The sequence below is a fragment of the Burkholderia paludis genome (genome assembly GCF_000732615.1).
Taxonomy (GTDB): Bacteria; Pseudomonadota; Gammaproteobacteria; order Burkholderiales; family Burkholderiaceae; genus Burkholderia; species Burkholderia paludis.
Genome location: NZ_JPGL01000016.1, coordinates 1 through 17,211, shown reverse-complemented (window position 1 = coordinate 17,211; position 17,211 = coordinate 1). Strand labels below are relative to the sequence as shown.

Here is a 17,211-nt window from a genome sequence, read left to right as displayed (position 1 = left end):
CGGCGAATGCCGGGCGGTTTTTTTTCGCGCGTGCGACGCGTGCGTTACCAGCTGTAGCGGTAACCGACCTGCCCGACGATGCCGCGCCGGTAGTCGCCGCCGATGTTGCGCGCGATCTTCGCGTTCGCATACAGCTCGCCCGACTTGCCGAGGCCCGCGGTCACGCCGACGCCGAGCTCGTACCACGTGCGGCCGAGATGCGTCGCGAACGGCGTGCCGCCGACGACGGTCTGGCCCGGCGACAGGAAATCGTGCAGCACGTCGGCCGTGAAGTACGGCGTCGCGGCGCCGCCGCCCGCATCCGACTGGAGGTTCGGCCGGAAGAAGCGCACGCCGACGCGGCCGCGCAGCGCGTTGGTCGCCGTGCCCGATACGGCCGACACGTTGTCGTTGAACCCGTTCAGCTTCAGGTACTGATACATCAGCTGCGCCTGCGGCTCGACCGCGATCGGCAGGCCGCCGACCGCGAACGGCTTGCCGACTTCCTGCGACAGCGCGACGCCGAAGCCGTTCTGCGACGCATCGTTGCCGTAGCTGTCGCGATAGCGGTTGCCGTAGTGCGTCACCTGGCCGACGCTGTCGAAGTACGTGCCGTCGGTCAGGTAGCGCGTCCAGTAGCCGCCGACGCTCTGCGCGTGCATCTCGACCGAGCCCGTCGACGTCGACAGGCTGGCCGTGTCGGCGCGCGCCATGTCGCTGAAGCTCGCGTTCGACACGCCGAGGCTGGCCGTCACGCCCGCATGCGTGCTGGCGCCGCCGTTCGGCGCCTGGTCGAGCGTCCAGTCCTTGCCGAACTGCGCGAAGAACGTGCGCTCGTCGGCCGCGAAGCGGCCCGCGTTCGCATCGAGACTCTGGCCGCCGATGCGCCCCCACACGCCGTCGTGATTGCCGGGCTGCTCCTTGCCGAGGTTGTCGATGTCGCCGACGCGTTCGTGCAGCCTGCCGAGCGTCGAGAAACCGTAGTCGACGTTGAGCAGCGGCGTCAGCGCGTAGCCCGCGACGCCCGGCCGGTACGCGAGCGTGCCGTTGCCGTTGCCATCACCGTCGCCGTTGCCGGACGGGTGGATCGGGTCGCCGGGGTCCGTCTGCTCGAGCTGCGAGCGCAGGTACCAGCCGTTCGCGTCGCCTTGCCCGCCGCGATAGAGCCGGTACTCGTATGCGCCCGCCTGCACGGGGCCCGCGAGCTGGAACGCCGATGCGGTGGTCGTGCCGCCGTTCGTCGTGACGACCACCGGAATCCCGTTGCCCTGCGTCTGCGCGCCGGTGCCGGCCGTGTTGGCGATCTTCAGGCCCGTCGTGCCGCTCGCCGCGCCGCCGTTCACGATCAACTGGTCGGTCGGCGATGCGTCGGCGCCGAGGAACGTGTTGAGCGCGATCGTGCCGCCGTTGCCGACGTAGCTGCCGGTGGTCAGCGTCTTGTAGCTGCCCGCGAGCGTCGTGGCACCGGTCGGCGCGGCGAACGCGACCGCGCCCGCGTTGGTCAGGCTGCTCAGCACCGAGCTGCCCGTCATGCGCCACGTGCTGGTGTTGTCGACGGTCAGCGCGACCGGATCGATCCTGCCGGTCAGCGTCGTGCCGTTCGCGAGCAGCACGTTGCCGGTGCTCGACGCGTCGGACACGATGTCGCCGGCCAGATTCACGGCCGACGCGGTGAAAGTGGCGTTGCTGCCGTTCGAGAGCGCGAGCAGCGTGCCGTTGCCGGTCGTCACGACCGTGCCGTTGCGCACGGCGATGTCGGCCGTGCCGCCGCGTGCGGCAAACGCCGGCCCGGCCGTCGACGTCACGCTGCCGCCGTCGACGAGCACCGAGCTCGTCGCGCCGCTCGCGAGCGAATCCGACGTCAGCACGCCGGCCGTCGCGCCCTTGAGCGTCGTGCCGGTCAGCGCGAGCGTGCCGCCGCTGTCGGCGGTCGCGCCGTTGCCCGCCGCGCTGGCGATCGTCGAGCCCGTGTCGCCGATGCGGCCGCCGCCCTGTGCGACGAGGCCGTCGGCCGCGGCGCCCGACGCGGCGATCCGCGCGCCCGACAGCAGCGCGGTCGCGCCGCCGCTCGCCACGAGCGCGGCCGAGCCCGCGCCGGCCGTCGCGACGGTCGTGCCGTTGGCCGTCAGCGTCGAGCCCGCGCCGGAGACGAATACGCCGCGCGCATTGCCGCCGGCCGTCCGGATCGATGTTGCGGCGTCCATCCCGATCAGCGCGCCGGCGCCGGTGGACGACAGGCCGTCGGCGCTGCTGCCGGTCGTGCCGATCTGCGTGCCTGACAGCGCGATCGTCGCGTTCGTCCCCTGGTTGTCGATTCCCTTGCCCGTGCCGCCGACCGCGATCGACGTCGCGCCGGCCGCGAGCCCGCCGCCCGACACTGTCGGGTCGATCAGCACGCCGTCGGCGCTGCCGTTCGCGACCACGGTGCCCGCGCCCGACAGCGCAACCGACGCGCCGGCGCCCGTCAGGCGCACACCCGCGACGCCGTCGTCGGCTTCGATCGCCCCCGCGTTGGCGAGCGTTGCCGACGCACCCTGCACGAGCGCGCCGGTGCCGTTGGATACGCGGATCGTCGACGCGTTGTTCACCGTGCCGAGCGCGCCGACCACGACGCCCGTCGAGCCGGCGCCCGTCAGCAGCACCGTGTCGCGGTTGTCGAGCGTGCCGAGGTTTTGCGCGACGAAGCCCGTCACGCCGGCGGTCGACGACGTGACGGCGGCGTCGTTGACGAGCGTCGTCGCGACCGGTGCGCCGGCATTCGCGCCGGTGAGGTCGTGCGCCTGGCCGTCGACCACGCCGGCGATCGCGCCGGCCGCGTTCAGGTTGATCGTCGCGCCCGCGTCGATGGTGCCTTGCGCGCCGCCTTCGACCCCGATCGCGACGCTGTTGGCGCCGTTGACGTTGTAAATCGCGTTGCCGGTCGACAGCACGGTGCCCGCGTCGGTCGCGAGCACGCCGTGCGCGCGCTGGCCGTTCACGTCGGTCGTCAGCGCGCCGGCCGTCGAAGAGCCCGTGTAGGTCGCGCCGCCCGCGACGCGGAACAGCGTCGAATCGTCGGTGTCGACGCTGAGATGCTGCGCGGCGACGTTGATCTTCGAGCCCGCGCCGTACGCGTAGAAGCCGATCTGGTTCGTGCCCGACATGAAGGCGGGCACCGCGTCGGCGCCGACGTCGATCGTCGCGCCCGAGCGCGCATGCACGCCGATCGCGCCGGTGCCCGTCAGGTTGAGCGCGCCGTCGAGCGTCGCCTGCGCGAGCGGTCCCTCGGCCCACACGCCGTAGTTGCGCGTGCCGGACGAGGGATCGAGCCCGCCGGCCACGTTGATCGTGCCGGTCGAAGTGGCGGCCGTCGCGAGCGTACCGGTCCCGACCACCATGATGCCGATGCCGTTGACGCCGTTCAGCGTGATGGTGCCGGTGTTGGTCACGGTCGCGGCGGTGTTGGACGCGAGCATGCCGACATTGGCGAGCGGCGTGCCGGGCGCCGCGCCGTTGACGACGATCGCCCCCGCGTTGCTCAGCGTGCCGGACGACGAGCCGATGCTCGCCAGCGCCGCGCCGTTCTGCGTCTGCGAGCCGATCACGATCGTGCCCAGGTTGCTCGCGGTGCCCGACGCGCCGAGCAGGATGCCGTACGTGTGCGCGGACAGCGCGACGTCGTTCACGGCTTCGGGCGACCCGGCGTCGTATTGCGCCGCGCGGCCGAGGTAGATCGTGCCGCCGGCTTCGTTCGTGAAGCTGCCGCCGGCGACGAGGCCGCCGATCACCTGGCTGTCGAGCGTCGTCGCGTTGACGCCGACATTGATCGTGCCGGCGTTCGATGCGCTCGCGCCGTCGGCCACGGCCACCGCGTAGTTCTGCAGGTCGGGCCGGTTGCGGGTGAGATTCCACGCGCCGACGTTCATCACGCCGTTGTTGACGAACGTGGTGCCCGCGCCGTCCGCATACACGCCGCTGCCTTCGACGTAGGCATTGAGGCCGAAGTTGTCGGGCTGCGCTGTGCCGCCCGTGCTGAAGTTGTCGCCGGCCGCGTAGCCGGACGAGATCACGCCGTTGTTGACGCCGCTCGCGCCGGTCAGCAGACGTACCAGCGTGAAGTCGCCCGACAGGCGCCCGTCGTTGATGAAATGCGCGCCGTTCTCCGCAAGGACGGCGCTGCTCGCGTCGATCGTGTTGGAGCCGCGGAAGTCGATCTGGCCGTCCGTGCCGATGTGCAGCGTCGCGTTCGCGCCCGCGCCGTGCATCGCCGTCGGATAGTTTCTGGGCAGCGCGTTCTTGTCGCCGGGCGATACGTCGTTCGCGTACTCGAAGGTTTGCGTGGAGAACGACACGGCCTGGCCGAACGCGTTGTCGTAGGCCGCTTGCGAGCCGAGCGCGCCGCTCTGGACCGAACGCACGAGAAAGTTGTTGTACGCGGCGAGCGACGCGGCGTCGGTGACGGTCCACGTGCTGCCGTCGAACGCGGTGAAGGTGCCCGCGTAGCTCGGCACGTCGAGCTGGATGCTTCCGACGGGGCCGCCGCTCGCGAGATAGTCGCCGGTGATGAACCAGATCTGGTTGCGCGAATTCCAGTTGATGACGCTCGGCGTCGAGCCGGTGCCGTCCGCGTAGGTCAGGTCGGTCTGCTTTGCCGCGATCGTGATCGCGTTGCCGGCCGCCGCGGGCGCGTTCGCGGGATTGCCGATCGACACGTCGAGCGTGCCGCCCGAGTTCGCGACCGTGCCGATGCGCGTGTTCACGTACTGGTTGCCGTTCACGTCGTGGTAGACCGGCACGTCGGTCGAGCCCGCGCTCGACGCGACGAAGGCGGACGAGTCGTAGGTCGCGACGGACGTCCGGCCGCCCGTGATCGAATCGGGCGTGCCGACGCTCTGCGTCTTGCCGCCGAGCGACACCAGCGGCTGGTTCGGATTGCCCGAAATGATCGACGTCGTGTCGAGCGGCATCAGCGTGTAGCCCATGTCGCCGGTCGCGCCGGTCCATGCGCCCGTCAGGCCGACCCGGTCGCCGCCCGTCACGGTCGTGGCGCCGACGAGGTTGTCGTTGACGGTCGGGCTGAAACTGCCGAGCACGCAGGTGCCGCCGCTCGCGACTGCCGCGCCGCTGCCGCACGTCGATGCGTGCGCGGAGCCGGCCGACAGCACGGCCAGCGCGGCGCCGAGTGCGGCGATGCGCAGCGGCGTCGGGCGCGCGGCGTGGCGGCCGGTGCCGGACGGCTTGCCCGAACGCTTGCCGCATGCCCGCGCCGTTTCCGCAACCGCGACCCAGCAGCCGGTAGTCTCGCTCCAGATCGATCGAAATGAATGATTCACGACAAGCCTCTCTCTCTTGTTTTGATGCGGCATTCACCGCCGTGCAGTGAAGTCTCGGTCCGCGGTGGGGACATGGCCGGAATGGACGTGCGGCGGCCATCGCCGCTTCTCCATTTATTGCGCTTCGTTACACCGGGGATGAGCGGAGTCTACTGATCGAGAGGATGATCGATTATCAAAAAAATAATGAATGTGGCAATAATGCCAATTTGATTCGGTATTTTTGAATTGTGTGGCGAATCGAACTGAAAGTCTTTGTGGTAAAGGGATTTGCCGATTTTATAAGGGCGGATTCGCGGTTGCCGGATCGGTGCGGTGGCGCACGGTTTGCGTCGAGGGGGTGCGTTAGAATATGGCTTCCGGATTATATGCGCTCTGGATGCGCGTGATTATTTATTTTGCTTTTTGATTATTTTCGCCTGGAAATTAATTAAATCAAGAAAATGTTACGCGCGATCGTTTCGACTTGCCCCGGACTGTGGCCTGGGTCAGGGTCAAAGCGAACGACTGGCCCCGGCGGCGAGCGTTGCCGCATCGCTGGCGCGCGAAGCCGACCGTCGCGGTCGGACGGGGTGCGGAATCGTTTCGGCGTGCGGTGACGAACAGGGAAGGGCGCGCGGTGCGCCCGCCGGGCTCAAAAGTCGATCGCGTCGTCGGAATCGCCGTCGGTGGCGGTTGCGAGCGCCTCGCGTGCGACGCGCGGCGCCGACGCCGATGCGTCGAGCGACGGATTGCGCAGTTTCTCGAGCACGCGCTCGGGCACCGGAATCCGCATCCGCGCGGCCACGTCGCCGCACTGGAACATGATCAGCTCGCCCGGCTCGAACGCGGTCCAGACCTCGTTGTCGGTGAGCGGCTGCGTGGCGATCACCGCGACGCGATCCTCGGGCGTCGTGTATTTCGCGAAGTCGATCGACAGGTCTTCGTCGACGAGATGCGCGGTCGAGAACGGCCAGCGCCGCACGAGATAGTGCAGCCGCGTCGAGCAGTGCGCGAACAGCGCCTGGCCGTTCGACATCAGGAAGTTGAACACGCCGTGATCGGTGATGCCGCGCGTCAGCTCGCCGACGCGCTCGAACAGCTCGGGCAGCGGCGGCTGCGCGCCGGGGAACGCTTCGCGCAACCCCTGCATCAGCACGCAGAACGCCTGCTCGCTGTCGGTCGTGCCGACCGGATGGTAGACGCTGCCGTCCATGTCCGGTGCGTAGTCCTGCAGATCGCCGTTATGCGCGAAGATCCAGTGCCGGCCCCACAGCTCGCGCATGAACGGATGGCTGTTCTCGAGCAGGATGTGACCTTGCGTCGCCTTGCGGATGTGCGCGATCGTGTTCTTGGACTTGATCGGGTAGCGCTTCACCATCTCGGCGATCGGCGACGTGGCCGATGCCTGGTGATCGATGAAGAGGCGGCAGGCCTTGTCCTCGAAGAACGCGATGCCCCAGCCGTCGGCATGGTGATCGGTGAGCCCGCCCCGGGCTGCGAAACCTGTGAAGGAGAATGTGACGTCCGTCGGCGCGGCGCAGTTCATTCCTAAGAGTTGGCACATTTTACTTGGGGCGGCAGGCTGAAGCGGGGGGTAACGAACCGGGCGAACCCCGGTACAATGCGGCTTCTAGCATATCACCGAGCCCCGAGCGGTAAAAAGCGGATTCCGCCGACCGAAGGCCCCGTGTTGCGGTTTGCCGTCAGTCGGCCCGCGGCATGCGTGTTCCGGCCCCGCCGATGGCCCGCCCGTTCCTCACGACGCCTCCTATGACTGCCTCGAACGCTTCCTCCCCGGCGACGCTCTCGCTCGCCCGTCCCGACGACTGGCACCTGCACCTGCGAGACGGCGACATGCTGGCCGCCGTGCTGCCGCACACCGCGCGCCAGTTCGGCCGCGCGATCGTCATGCCGAACCTGAAGCCGCCGGTGACGACCACCGCGCAGGCGCAGGCCTATCGCGAGCGCATCCTGGCCGCGCTGCCGGCCGGGATGACGTTCGAACCGCTGATGACGCTGTACCTGACCGACAACACGCCGCCCGACGAGATCCGCCGCGCGCGCGAAAGCGGTTTCGTGCACGGCGTGAAGCTGTATCCGGCGGGTGCGACGACGAATTCCGACCACGGCGTCACCGATCTCGCGAAATGCGCGAAGACGCTCGAGGCGATGCAGGAAACGGGCATGCCGCTGCTCGTGCACGGCGAGGTGACCGATGCGTCGATCGACCTGTTCGACCGCGAGAAGGTCTTCATCGACCGCGTGATGACGCCGCTGCGCCGCGACTTCCCGGGCCTGAAGGTCGTGTTCGAACACATCACCACGAAGGACGCGGCCGACTACGTGCGCGACGCCGACGCGGCGCCCGGCCTGCTGGGGGCGACGATCACCGCGCATCACCTGCTGTACAACCGCAACGCGCTGTTCGTCGGCGGGATTCGCCCGCATTACTACTGCCTGCCCGTGCTGAAGCGCGAGACGCATCGCGTCGCGCTGGTCGAGGCCGCGACGTCGGGCAACCCGCGCTTCTTCCTCGGCACCGACAGCGCGCCGCATGCGCGCGACGCGAAGGAAACCGCGTGCGGCTGTGCGGGCTGCTACACGGCGCTGCACGCGCTCGAACTGTATGCGGAAGCATTCGACAACGCCGGCGCGCTCGACCGGCTCGAAGGGTTCGCGAGCTTCTTCGGCGCCGATTTCTACGGGCTGCCGCGCAGCGCCGAGACGGTCACGCTGCGTCGCGAGGCATGGGAACTGCCGCGCGAGATCTTCGCGGGCGATACGCCGGTCGTGCCGCTGCGCGGCGGCGAGACGATCGGCTGGAAACTCGCGTGACCTGCGCGCCGCCGCGCGAGCCCGGCCATGCGGCCGGCGGCGCGGCGGCGGAGGTCGCACGGATCGACTGGTCCGTGCCGTGGCTCGCGCCCTACGCGGAGCCCGGCCGCGCCGCGCAGGCGGCCGCACGGGCGGGCGAGGCCGCGCTGCTCGACATGCTGAACGGCGCGTTGCGCGATACCGGCCCCGACGGCCCGCGCGTGAGCGGCCGCGGCAGGCTGTTGCGGTTCGTGCCGCAGGCCGCGTTACCGCCCGGCATCGCGTACGAGACCCATATTGCGGAGACGGGCGGCGTCCCGACCCGCCACAACCTGCACGACTTCTTCAACGCGCTCGTATGGTTCGCGTATCCGCGCATCAAGGCGGCGTTGAATGCGCGCCAGGCCGCGGCGATCGACGCGGCAGGCGGTGTGGGCCCGGTGCGCGGCGCGTTGCGCGACGCGCTCACGTTGTTCGACGAGAATGCCGCGCTGTTCGTGACGGCCGACCGCACACTCGCCGACGCGCTGCGCGCGTTCGACTGGCCGCGGCTGCTGATTGCCTCGCGCGCCGCGTGGGGTGCGCGCTGCGAGGCGCGGCTCGTCGGCCATGCGCTGCTCGGGAAACTCGTCGCGCCCTACAAGTCCTGCACCGCGCATACGTGGATCGTCGAAGTGAGCGCCGACTATTTTTCGTGGCCCGAGGCGTGGCGCATCGCGCATGTCGACGCGCGCATCGCCGCCGAACTTGCGACTTGCGCGCTGACGAGCCGCGACTTCGCGCCGCTTCCGGTGCTCGGTGTGCCGGGCTGGTGCGACGCGAATGCCGAGGCCGCGTTCTACGACGACCCGGCCGTATTCCGCAGCGGCCGCCGCTCGCGTGCTGCCGGCAGCGGCGCGCAGTGCTAGAATGCGCGTCGCAAAGCAGGCCAGGCAGTCGCGGCCTCGCCGCCTTCGGGCGCGCGGGGGCGAGGAAAGTCCGGACTCCACAGGGCAGGGTGATGGCTAACGGCCATCCGTGGCGACACGCGGAACAGGGCAACAGAAAGCAAACCGCCGATGGCCCGGCGCAAGCCGGGATCAGGTAAGGGTGAAACGGTGCGGTAAGAGCGCACCGCGGCGACGGCGACGTTCGCCGGCACGGTAACCTCCACCCGGAGCAATTCCAAGTAGGCAGGCGCGCATTTTCGGATGCAGGACGGGGCCCCCGTCTCGTCTGCGGGTAGGAAGCTTGAGCGCGTCAGCAATGGCGCGCCTAGAGGAATGGCTGCCACGCGTGGCGCGCTTCGGCGCGCGACGTGCACAGAATCCGGCTTATCGGCCTGCTTTGCCGTTCGAATGCGAAAGGGCCGGCGTCTCCTTGCGGAGCGCCGGCCCTTTTTTCATGCGCGATCGACGCGCGGCGCGGGTCAGGCCGCGACGATGTCGAACGAATGCGTGAGCTCGGCCGTTTTCGCGATCATGATCGACGCGGAGCAATACTTGTCGTGCGACAGGTTGATCGCGCGTTCGACCGTGGTCGGGCTCAAGTTGCGCCCGGTGACCGTGAAGTGGAAGTGGACCTTCGTGAACACCTTCGGATCCTCGCTCGCACGCTCGGCCTTCAGCGTGACCGAGCAGCCGGTGACTTCCTGGCGGCTCTTCTTCAGGATCAGCACGACGTCATAGGCCGTGCAGCCGCCGGTGCCGAGCAGCACCATTTCCATCGGGCGCGGCGCGAGGTTGTGGCCGCCGCCTTCCGGCGCGCCGTCCATCGTGACGAGATGGCCGCTGCCGGTCTCGGCGGAAAACGCCATGCCGTCCTGGCCCATCCAGCTTACTTTGCATTCCATGCTTGCACTCCCGCGTTGCCTGATTCGGATTCGATCCGGCATTGTAGCCCGCTGCGCAACGGTCGGCTGATGCGCTGCACGACGCGCAACGCCTGTGCCGCGCAAACGGCGCGCCGGACAGCCAATTCCCCTCCGGATTTAGGGGTTTCGCTCTAGGCAAGGGCGATCCTCGTGCCTGCCGGGCAGGATCATGGCATTGATTTCAAAGGGAAAATCGATTTTTCAAACGCGTTCTGAAAAATTCCGCATTATGGTGTTTGATTTCGTAATGCAAATTTTCTTGTGAAGTCGGTGACGCGTTCGTATAATGAGCCTCATTGGTTGTCGCGCTGCGGCAACCTCCGAATGTCTCCTCCACCCTCCTCCTATGGTGGATTAAGCCCGAACCAGCCGTTCGGGCTTTTTTTCGTCCCATGCAAACATCGGCGCGCGGCTTGCGCGCCCCGGCATCGTTACGCAGGCTGTCGTGCCGCGGGCGGCGACGCCGCGCCGGGCAAGCGGGCGGCGGGCGCCGGCGCCTGCGGGGCCGACGCATGACCGTGGCCGCGAGAGCAGAAGTGGCGGACGCGTTCGCGCACCGCGCGCAGGCGGGCGACGCGATCCTCGGCATGGGTCGCACGGGCTTCGGCGATGCGCGCATCGAGCGCGTCGAGCTTGGCTTCGCAGTCGGCGCGGGCGGCGACGGCAGGCGCCGAGGCAGCCACGAGCGCGGCCGCGATGAAGGGCGTAAGTCGTTGTTTCATCATGCTGGCTTGTTGTTTTACGGGTTCGGCCGGTCCGGCGCGGCGAGGCTGCATGCCGCGCGTCGACGGGTGCCGCCCCGGGCGCTCGGTTCGCCTGGCGGGTCGGGGCACGACCGGATTTTGGCCCATTTCGGCCGTCGCGCGCACCGGAAGTGGATTCCCTTTGACCGCGTTGCCGGATTTCCTTTATAATTCAGGGCTTTTCCGCATTCATGCCCACGGAAAAAGAACAGGGAGAGCCTGCACCGCGCCTCGAAGCGCACACAGACAAGCAGGAAGAACACACCGGGCAAAGCATTTTTTTTGGATCGATCATGAAGACGTTTTCCGCAAAAGCCCATGAGGTGACGCGCGAATGGTACGTGATTGACGCGACGGACAAGGTTCTCGGCCGTGTTGCCAGCGAAGTGGCACGCCGTCTGCGCGGCAAGCACAAGCCTGAATTCACTCCGCACGTCGATACTGGTGATTTCATCATCATCATCAACGCGAGCAAGTTGAAGGTCACCGGCAACAAGACGCTGGACAAGAAGTACTACCGTCACTCGGGTTACCCGGGCGGTATCTATGAAACGACGTTCGGCAAGATGCAAGAACGCTTCCCGGGCCGCGCGCTCGAGAAGGCGGTCAAGGGCATGCTGCCGAAGGGCCCGCTCGGCTATGCAATGATCAAGAAGCTGAAGGTCTACGCTGAAGCCACGCATCCGCACTCGGCTCAACAGCCGAAGGCGCTTGAGATCTAAGGGGAGCCCACATGATCGGTAACTGGAACTACGGCACGGGCCGCCGCAAGAGCGCAGTCGCACGTGTCTTCATCAAGGCTGGCAAGGGCGACATCATCGTCAACGGCAAGCCCATCGCTGACTACTTCTCGCGCGAAACGTCGCTGATGATCGTGCGTCAACCGCTGGAACTCACGAACCACGGCCAGACGTTCGACATCAAGGTGAACGTCGCGGGCGGCGGTGAAACGGGTCAGGCAGGCGCAGTGCGCCACGGCATCACCCGTGCACTGATCGACTACGATGCGACGCTGAAGCCGTCGCTGTCGAGCGCAGGCTTCGTCACGCGCGATGCGCGTGAAGTCGAGCGTAAGAAGGTCGGTCTGCGCAAGGCACGCCGCGCCAAGCAGTTCTCGAAGCGTTAATCCCGCTTCATGGCTTCGCCGCTTTCGGGCGGCGTTCGCCGGAAAAACCGCCAGCTTTCGCGCTGGCGGTTTTTTTATGTCCGCTTCCAGGCTTGTGCCGCCGCGGCCCGCGCGGGCGCGTTTGACGAAATCGACAAGAACCTGTTGATTTCATGGACTTCAGCACGATCTTCTGATCGGCCCTACAATAGCGGCTAAAGCTTTTTGGAGAGTTCGCAATGAACGCTGTTACCGAATCCGCAGCAACGACGGCCGAAGTGCCGGTTCCGTTCGTCTTTACCGACGCAGCGGCCGACAAGGTCAAGCAACTGATCGACGAAGAGGGCAATCCCGACCTGAAGCTGCGCGTGTTCGTGCAGGGCGGCGGCTGCTCGGGCTTCCAGTATGGCTTCACGTTCGACGAGGAAGTCAACGAGGACGACACCGTGATGAACAAGAACGGCGTCCAGCTCCTGATCGACTCGATGAGCTACCAGTACCTGGTCGGCGCAGAGATCGACTACAAGGACGACCTCAACGGCGCCCAGTTCGTGATCAAGAACCCGAACGCGTCCACCACCTGCGGGTGCGGCTCGTCGTTCTCGGTTTGAGCGCACGACGGATCCTGTCCGGTTTGCCGGCATGAAAAACGGGGCTTCATGCCCCGTTTTTTTACATCCACCCGCCATGCGGCGGGCGCGGCGTGGCGCGTGTCGGGTCAGCGCGGGTAGAGCGCGCCGAGCACGCGATCGCCGGCGGCGCCGGTGACCGTCGCGAGATTGCCGGGCTGGCGCGCGGTGAAGCGGTACGCGAGCCACGCGAAGGCGAGCGCCTCGACCTGCTGCGGTGGTACGCCGAGCGCGGCCGTCGTATCGACCGTGGCCGGCACGCCGGCCGCGTGCAGCGCGGCCCGGAGCGCGTCGAGCAGCACCGGATTGCGGGCGCCGCCGCCGCATGCGAAGACGGCCTTGCAGCCCGGTGCGTGCCGGGCGATCTCGCGGGCGATGGATACGGCCGTGAGCGCGGCGAGGGTCGCCTGCACGTCTTCCGGCGCGACCTGCGCGAACGCGGCGAGCTTCGCGTCGAGCCACGCCGGATTGAACAGGTCGCGTCCGGTGCTTTTCGGCGGCGGCTCGGCGAAATACGGTTCGTCGAGCAGTGCGTCGAGCAGCGGCGCATGGGCGGCGCCGCGCGCGGCGAACTTGCCGCCTTCGTCGTATGGCTTGCCGAGGTGGCGGGTCGCCCATTCGTCGAGCAGCGCATTCGCCGGCCCGCAGTCGAAGCCGCGCACGTCGCCGCCTTCGGCGGGCAGGATCGTGATGTTGCTGATGCCGCCGAGATTGCAGACGATCCGGGTTTCGCCCGGCGCGCCGAACACCGTTGCATGGAACGCCGGCGCAAGCGGCGCGCCGTGGCCGCCCGCGGCGACGTCGCGGCTGCGGAAGTCGGCGATCACGTCGGCATGGGTCAGCTCGGCGAGCAGCGCCGGGTTGTTGATTTGCCGCGTATAGCCGCGCTCGGGGCGGTGGCGCACCGTCTGGCCGTGCACGCCGATCGCGCGGATCTCGTCGCGCGACAACCCGGCCGTGCGCTGCAATTCGTGACAGCACACCGCATAGCGCGCGACGAGCGCGTTGGCCGCGAGCGATTCCCGGTCGATCTCGTTGTCGCCCGGCTGCTGCAGCGCGAACAGCGCGTCACGCAGCGACGGCGCGAAGCCGACGAATGCTTCCGCGAGCACGGCCGGCGCCTTGCCGGCCTCGAAACGCACGGCGACGCCGTCGACGCCGTCCATGCTGGTTCCCGACATCAGCCCGAAGTAGATGCCGTCGGCCGGATGGGCGTTTTGCGGATGTCGTTGCGGCACGTTGGGTTCTCCTGGATCGTGCGGCGCGGGCCGGTGCCGCGCGCCTTGCGCCCGATTATCCGCGCAACGTGATGCATCGTTAAGCGATGCCCGCGCAAGTTATGGGAAAATCCCTGTTTTTGCGACATTCTTCCTGGCACCGATGAGCACCGAACCCAGTTCCAAGCCTGTTTTCCCGATCACCGACGAAGTCCGGCATGCGCTCGCCGTCACGAAGCGCGGCGTCGACGAGCTGCTGATCGAGGAAGAGTTCGCGCAGAAGCTCGCGCGCAGCGCGGCCTCGGGCAAGCCGCTTCGCATCAAGCTCGGCCTCGACCCGACCGCGCCCGACATCCACATCGGCCATACGGTCGTGCTGAACAAGATGCGCCAGTTGCAGGACCTCGGCCACACGGTGATCTTCCTGATCGGCGATTTCACGTCGCTGATCGGCGATCCGTCGGGCCGTAACGCGACGCGCCCGCCGCTCACCCGCGAACAGATCGAGTCGAACGCGAAGACCTACTTCGAGCAGGCCGCGCTCGTGCTGGATCGGGCCAAGACCGAGATCCGCTACAACAGCGAATGGTCGATGCCGCTCGGCGCGGACGGGATGATCAAGCTCGCGTCGCGCTACACGGTCGCGCGGATCCTCGAACGCGAGGATTTCACGAAGCGCTTCCAGGGCGGCGTGCCGATCTCGATCCACGAATTCCTGTACCCGCTGATGCAGGGCTACGATTCGGTCGCGCTGAACGCCGATCTCGAACTCGGCGGCACCGACCAGAAATTCAACCTGCTGGTCGGCCGCGAACTGCAGAAGCAGTACGGCCAGGAACAGCAGTGCATTCTCACGATGCCGCTGCTCGAAGGCCTCGACGGCGTCGAGAAGATGTCGAAGTCGAAGGGCAACTACGTCGGCATCAGCGAGAAGCCCACCGACATGTTCGGCAAGCTGATGAGCATCTCGGACACGCTGATGTGGCGTTACTTCGAGTTGCTGTCGTTCCGCGGTCTCGACGAGATCGCCGGCTTCAAGCGCGAGGCCGAAGGCGGCCGCAACCCGCGCGACTTCAAGGTGCTGCTCGCGCAGGAAATCGTCGCGCGGTTCCACTCGCAAGCCGATGCCGAACGTGCGCTCGAGGATTTCAACCATCGCGCGAAGGGCGGCGTGCCGGACGACATCGCGTCGGTCACGCTCGCCGGCGCGCCGCTGGCGATCGGCCAGTTGCTGAAGCAGGCCGGCCTCGTGCCGTCGACGAGCGAGGCGCTGCGCAACATCGAGCAGGGCGGCGTGAAGGTCGACGGCGCGACGGTGTCGGACAAGGGCCTGAAGGTCGAGGCCGGCGAGTTCGTCGTGCAGGTCGGCAAGCGCCGCTTCGCGCGCGTCACGCTGACCGCATGATCGCGCTGATCCAGCGCGTGAGGCGCGCCGACGTGCGCGTCGGCGATCGTACGACGGGCGAGATCGGCGCGGGCCTGCTCGCGCTGGTCTGCGCCGAGCGCGGCGACACCGATGCGGCGGCCGACAAACTGCTCGCGAAGCTGCTCGGCTACCGCGTGTTCAGCGACGCCGACGGCAAGATGAACCTGCCGGTGTCGAACATCGACGGCGCGGGCAGCGCGGGCGGCCTGCTGCTCGTGTCGCAGTTCACGCTGGCGGCCGATACCCGCAGCGGGCTGCGCCCGAGCTTCACGCCGGCCGCCCCGCCCGACGAAGGCGCGCGGCTGTTCGACTATTTCGTCGCGGCTGCACGCGCGCGCCATCCGGTCGTCGAGACGGGCGAATTCGGCGCCGACATGCAGGTGTCGCTCGTCAACGACGGCCCCGTGACGTTCTGGCTGCAAGTACGGCCCTGATTCTTCCCCGGAGACGCGCCGCGATGGCCTCCACGCAGATTCTTTTCATCCGCCATGGCGAGACGGCCTGGAACCGCATCAAGCGCATCCAGGGGCATACCGACATTCCGCTGGCCGACTCGGGGCTCGCGCAGGCGCAGCGGCTGGCTGCCCGGCTCGAACGGGAGGCGCGCGAGGGCGTACGGATCGACGCGGTCTATTCGAGCGACCTGATGCGCGCGCAGCAGACCGCCCAGCCCTTCGCCGATGCGCTCGGCCTGCCGCTGCAACTGCGCGAAGGGTTGCGCGAACGCTCGTACGGCGCGTTCCAGGGGCATGACAGCGGCGAGATCGAGACGCTGTTTCCGGATGCATACGCAGCGTGGCAGACACGCGATCCGGGTTTTGCGCCGGAGGGCGGCGAGTCGCAGCGCGTGTTCTATCACCGCGTGCTGCATGCGCTGGAGCCGATCGTGGCCGCGCATCCGGGCGGCCGGATCGCCTGCGTCGCGCACGGCGGCGTGCTCGATTGCGTGTACCGGTTTGCAAACGCGATCGAGCTATCGGCGCCGCGCCATTACCCGTTGCTCAATACGAGCATCAACGTCGTCGATTACGTCGACGGCCGCGCGCAGGTCGTGCAGTGGGGCGACGTGTCGCATCTGGAAGGGCCGAGCGACGACGACGGGTACCGCAAGGTGCTCTGAGCGGGCCGGCTCGGGCCGGTCTTGCCGGCCGGAGCCCGTTTCCGCGCGACGCTTACCGCGGCAGCGCGTGGCGCGTCTTGTAGTCGAGCGCGTACGCGATCTTGCCGGGCTTGTCGGCCGTAATCGGCTGGCGGAGCTTGTCGAATTCCCCCTTGTTGTATTTCTTTCCGCCGTTGATCGCATCGGCGCGCCCGAGGTCGGCGCCCGTCTTGCCGTCGATCACGGGATCCGTGGCCGCGACCATGCGCGTCGACGCATTCCAGACCGCGTTCAGGTAGCCCGTGTCGGCCTTCGCCGGATCGGGATCGGTTGCGCCGAGGCGCGTCAGGTCGTAGCCGGTGAGCGCGAACGTGCCCGGCTGCGCGCGCAGCCAGTCGGCCCAGTAGAACTCGAGGTAGTCGGTGGATTGCGCGGGCTTGCTGTAGCCGATGTCGCGGGTGAAATAGACGAGCGACCGGTAACGGTCGTTCGTCATTCCAAGCGCCAGGCCGAGCCCGGCCGGCAGCTGGGCGGCCGTGATCGGCTTGCCCTCGCCGTTCTTGAGGCGCACATAGCCGCGGCTCTGCATTTGCTGCCAGAATGTGTCGCCCGCGTAGTCGCTCAGGTTGTCCTTGACGACGACGTGCACGTGCAGGGCCGGGCCGCCATCGGGCGTTTCGTAATAGGTCGACAGGCCGTGGTGGCCGTCGGTCAGGTACAGCGCGTCGCCGTTCGGGCCGATCACGACCGGGTTCAGCACCGAGCGGTCGCGGGCGTTCGCGTCGCTCGTCGTGCACGCGTAGCTCGCCGGGTCGCGCAGCGCCGACTTTGCGCCGTAGCTGCCTGTCGCGATGCCGCCGAGGCCTTCGTCCGCGCAGAAGTCGTCGAATTTCTTGTCGGGCTGCAGTTCGTAGCGGCCGAGCTTGTAGTAGATCTGGTCGTAACCGATCGCGCCCTGCGTCGGACGAAGATCGCCGAGCGTCACGTCGATCAGGTCGCCCGCGCGGGCGCTCTTCCACTTGCCCGGTTGCGGAGTGGCGGGGGCGGGCGGCG

Annotated in this window: 15 protein-coding genes and 1 other RNA gene; 10 read left to right on the top strand and 6 right to left on the bottom strand. The window is 67.9% G+C overall.

The window, feature by feature from the left end:
* Positions 1 to 44: 44 nt before the first annotated feature.
* Entirely contained in the window at positions 45 to 5,291 is a 5,247-nt protein-coding gene (locus GQ56_RS0111795; RefSeq protein WP_031398847.1) for an autotransporter outer membrane beta-barrel domain-containing protein, read from the bottom strand.
* 634 nt (positions 5,292 to 5,925) lie between these two features.
* On the bottom strand, positions 5,926 to 6,837 hold the full coding sequence (locus GQ56_RS0111790; protein WP_031398846.1) for a class II glutamine amidotransferase: 912 nt from the start codon (positions 6,835 to 6,837) through the stop codon (positions 5,926 to 5,928).
* Between the two features lie 206 nt (positions 6,838 to 7,043).
* Here GQ56_RS0111790 and pyrC point away from each other — a divergent pair, with 206 nt between their 5' ends.
* The 3 genes from pyrC (at position 7,044) to rnpB (ending at position 9,419) form a co-directional block, all read left to right on the top strand.
* Positions 7,044 to 8,108 carry a dihydroorotase gene (pyrC, locus tag GQ56_RS0111785; protein WP_031398845.1) on the top strand — a complete coding sequence of 355 codons (1,065 nt, stop codon included), beginning with the start codon at positions 7,044 to 7,046 and terminating at the stop codon, positions 8,106 to 8,108.
* Positions 8,105 to 8,995 carry a DUF3025 domain-containing protein gene (locus GQ56_RS0111780; RefSeq protein ID WP_031398844.1) on the top strand — a complete coding sequence of 297 codons (891 nt, stop codon included), beginning with the start codon at positions 8,105 to 8,107 and terminating at the stop codon, positions 8,993 to 8,995. The genes pyrC and GQ56_RS0111780 overlap by 4 nt, the downstream gene beginning before the upstream one ends.
* 12 nt (positions 8,996 to 9,007) lie before the next feature.
* An RNA gene (gene rnpB / locus GQ56_RS40130) (RNase P RNA component class A) lies at positions 9,008 to 9,419 on the top strand.
* Positions 9,420 to 9,495: 76 nt separating this feature from the next.
* Here rnpB and GQ56_RS0111775 read toward each other — a convergent pair.
* Both GQ56_RS0111775 and GQ56_RS0111770 read right to left on the bottom strand, forming a co-directional pair.
* Complete coding sequence (locus GQ56_RS0111775; protein WP_075122922.1) at positions 9,496 to 9,960, bottom strand: OsmC family protein; 465 nt, start codon at positions 9,958 to 9,960, stop codon at positions 9,496 to 9,498.
* 410 nt (positions 9,961 to 10,370) lie between these two features.
* Positions 10,371 to 10,664, bottom strand: a complete 294-nt coding sequence (locus GQ56_RS0111770) for a DUF1090 family protein (protein ID WP_031398842.1) — start codon at positions 10,662 to 10,664, stop codon at positions 10,371 to 10,373.
* A gap of 311 nt (positions 10,665 to 10,975) precedes the next feature.
* On the opposite strand from GQ56_RS0111770, the gene rplM reads away from it, so the two are divergent.
* From rplM to erpA, 4 genes are read left to right on the top strand one after another with little or no spacing between them, the layout of a single operon-like run.
* The gene (rplM, locus tag GQ56_RS0111765; protein ID WP_009687896.1) at positions 10,976 to 11,404 is read left to right on the top strand and encodes a 50S ribosomal protein L13; all 429 of its coding nucleotides are present in this window, start codon (positions 10,976 to 10,978) and stop codon (positions 11,402 to 11,404) included.
* Positions 11,405 to 11,415: 11 nt separating this feature from the next.
* A complete protein-coding gene (gene rpsI, locus GQ56_RS0111760) occupies positions 11,416 to 11,808 on the top strand; it encodes a 30S ribosomal protein S9 (protein ID WP_031398841.1) in 393 nt (130 codons plus the stop codon).
* Positions 11,809 to 11,817: 9 nt separating this feature from the next.
* Positions 11,818 to 12,006, top strand: coding sequence for a hypothetical protein (locus tag GQ56_RS45860; RefSeq protein ID WP_162531554.1), 189 nt, complete (start codon positions 11,818 to 11,820; stop codon positions 12,004 to 12,006).
* 20 nt (positions 12,007 to 12,026) lie between these two features.
* Positions 12,027 to 12,398 carry an iron-sulfur cluster insertion protein ErpA gene (gene erpA, locus GQ56_RS0111755; protein ID WP_031398840.1) on the top strand — a complete coding sequence of 124 codons (372 nt, stop codon included), beginning with the start codon at positions 12,027 to 12,029 and terminating at the stop codon, positions 12,396 to 12,398.
* Between the two features lie 107 nt (positions 12,399 to 12,505).
* Here erpA and GQ56_RS0111750 read toward each other — a convergent pair whose 3' ends face one another.
* The gene (locus GQ56_RS0111750) at positions 12,506 to 13,654 is read right to left on the bottom strand and encodes an anhydro-N-acetylmuramic acid kinase (protein ID WP_031398839.1); all 1,149 of its coding nucleotides are present in this window, start codon (positions 13,652 to 13,654) and stop codon (positions 12,506 to 12,508) included.
* Between the two features lie 142 nt (positions 13,655 to 13,796).
* Between GQ56_RS0111750 and tyrS the strand changes: the two genes are divergently transcribed.
* The 3 genes from tyrS to GQ56_RS0111735 are packed head-to-tail and all read left to right on the top strand — an operon-like array spanning position 13,797 to position 16,179.
* Positions 13,797 to 15,038 (top strand): tyrosine--tRNA ligase, encoded by a 1,242-nt coding sequence (tyrS, locus tag GQ56_RS0111745; RefSeq protein WP_031398838.1) that lies wholly within the window; start codon positions 13,797 to 13,799, stop codon positions 15,036 to 15,038.
* Positions 15,035 to 15,493, top strand: a complete 459-nt coding sequence (gene dtd, locus GQ56_RS0111740) for a D-aminoacyl-tRNA deacylase (RefSeq protein ID WP_031398837.1) — start codon at positions 15,035 to 15,037, stop codon at positions 15,491 to 15,493. The genes tyrS and dtd overlap by 4 nt, the downstream gene beginning before the upstream one ends.
* Positions 15,494 to 15,516: 23 nt before the next feature.
* Positions 15,517 to 16,179: a histidine phosphatase family protein gene (locus tag GQ56_RS0111735; RefSeq protein ID WP_031398836.1), complete on the top strand. Its 663-nt coding sequence runs from the start codon at positions 15,517 to 15,519 to the stop codon at positions 16,177 to 16,179.
* A gap of 52 nt (positions 16,180 to 16,231) precedes the next feature.
* Here the strand turns inward: GQ56_RS0111735 and GQ56_RS0111730 are convergent.
* Positions 16,232 to 17,211, bottom strand: a 980-nt coding sequence (locus tag GQ56_RS0111730) for a ParB/Srx family N-terminal domain-containing protein (protein WP_031398835.1), incomplete at its 5' end; no start/stop codon positions are given.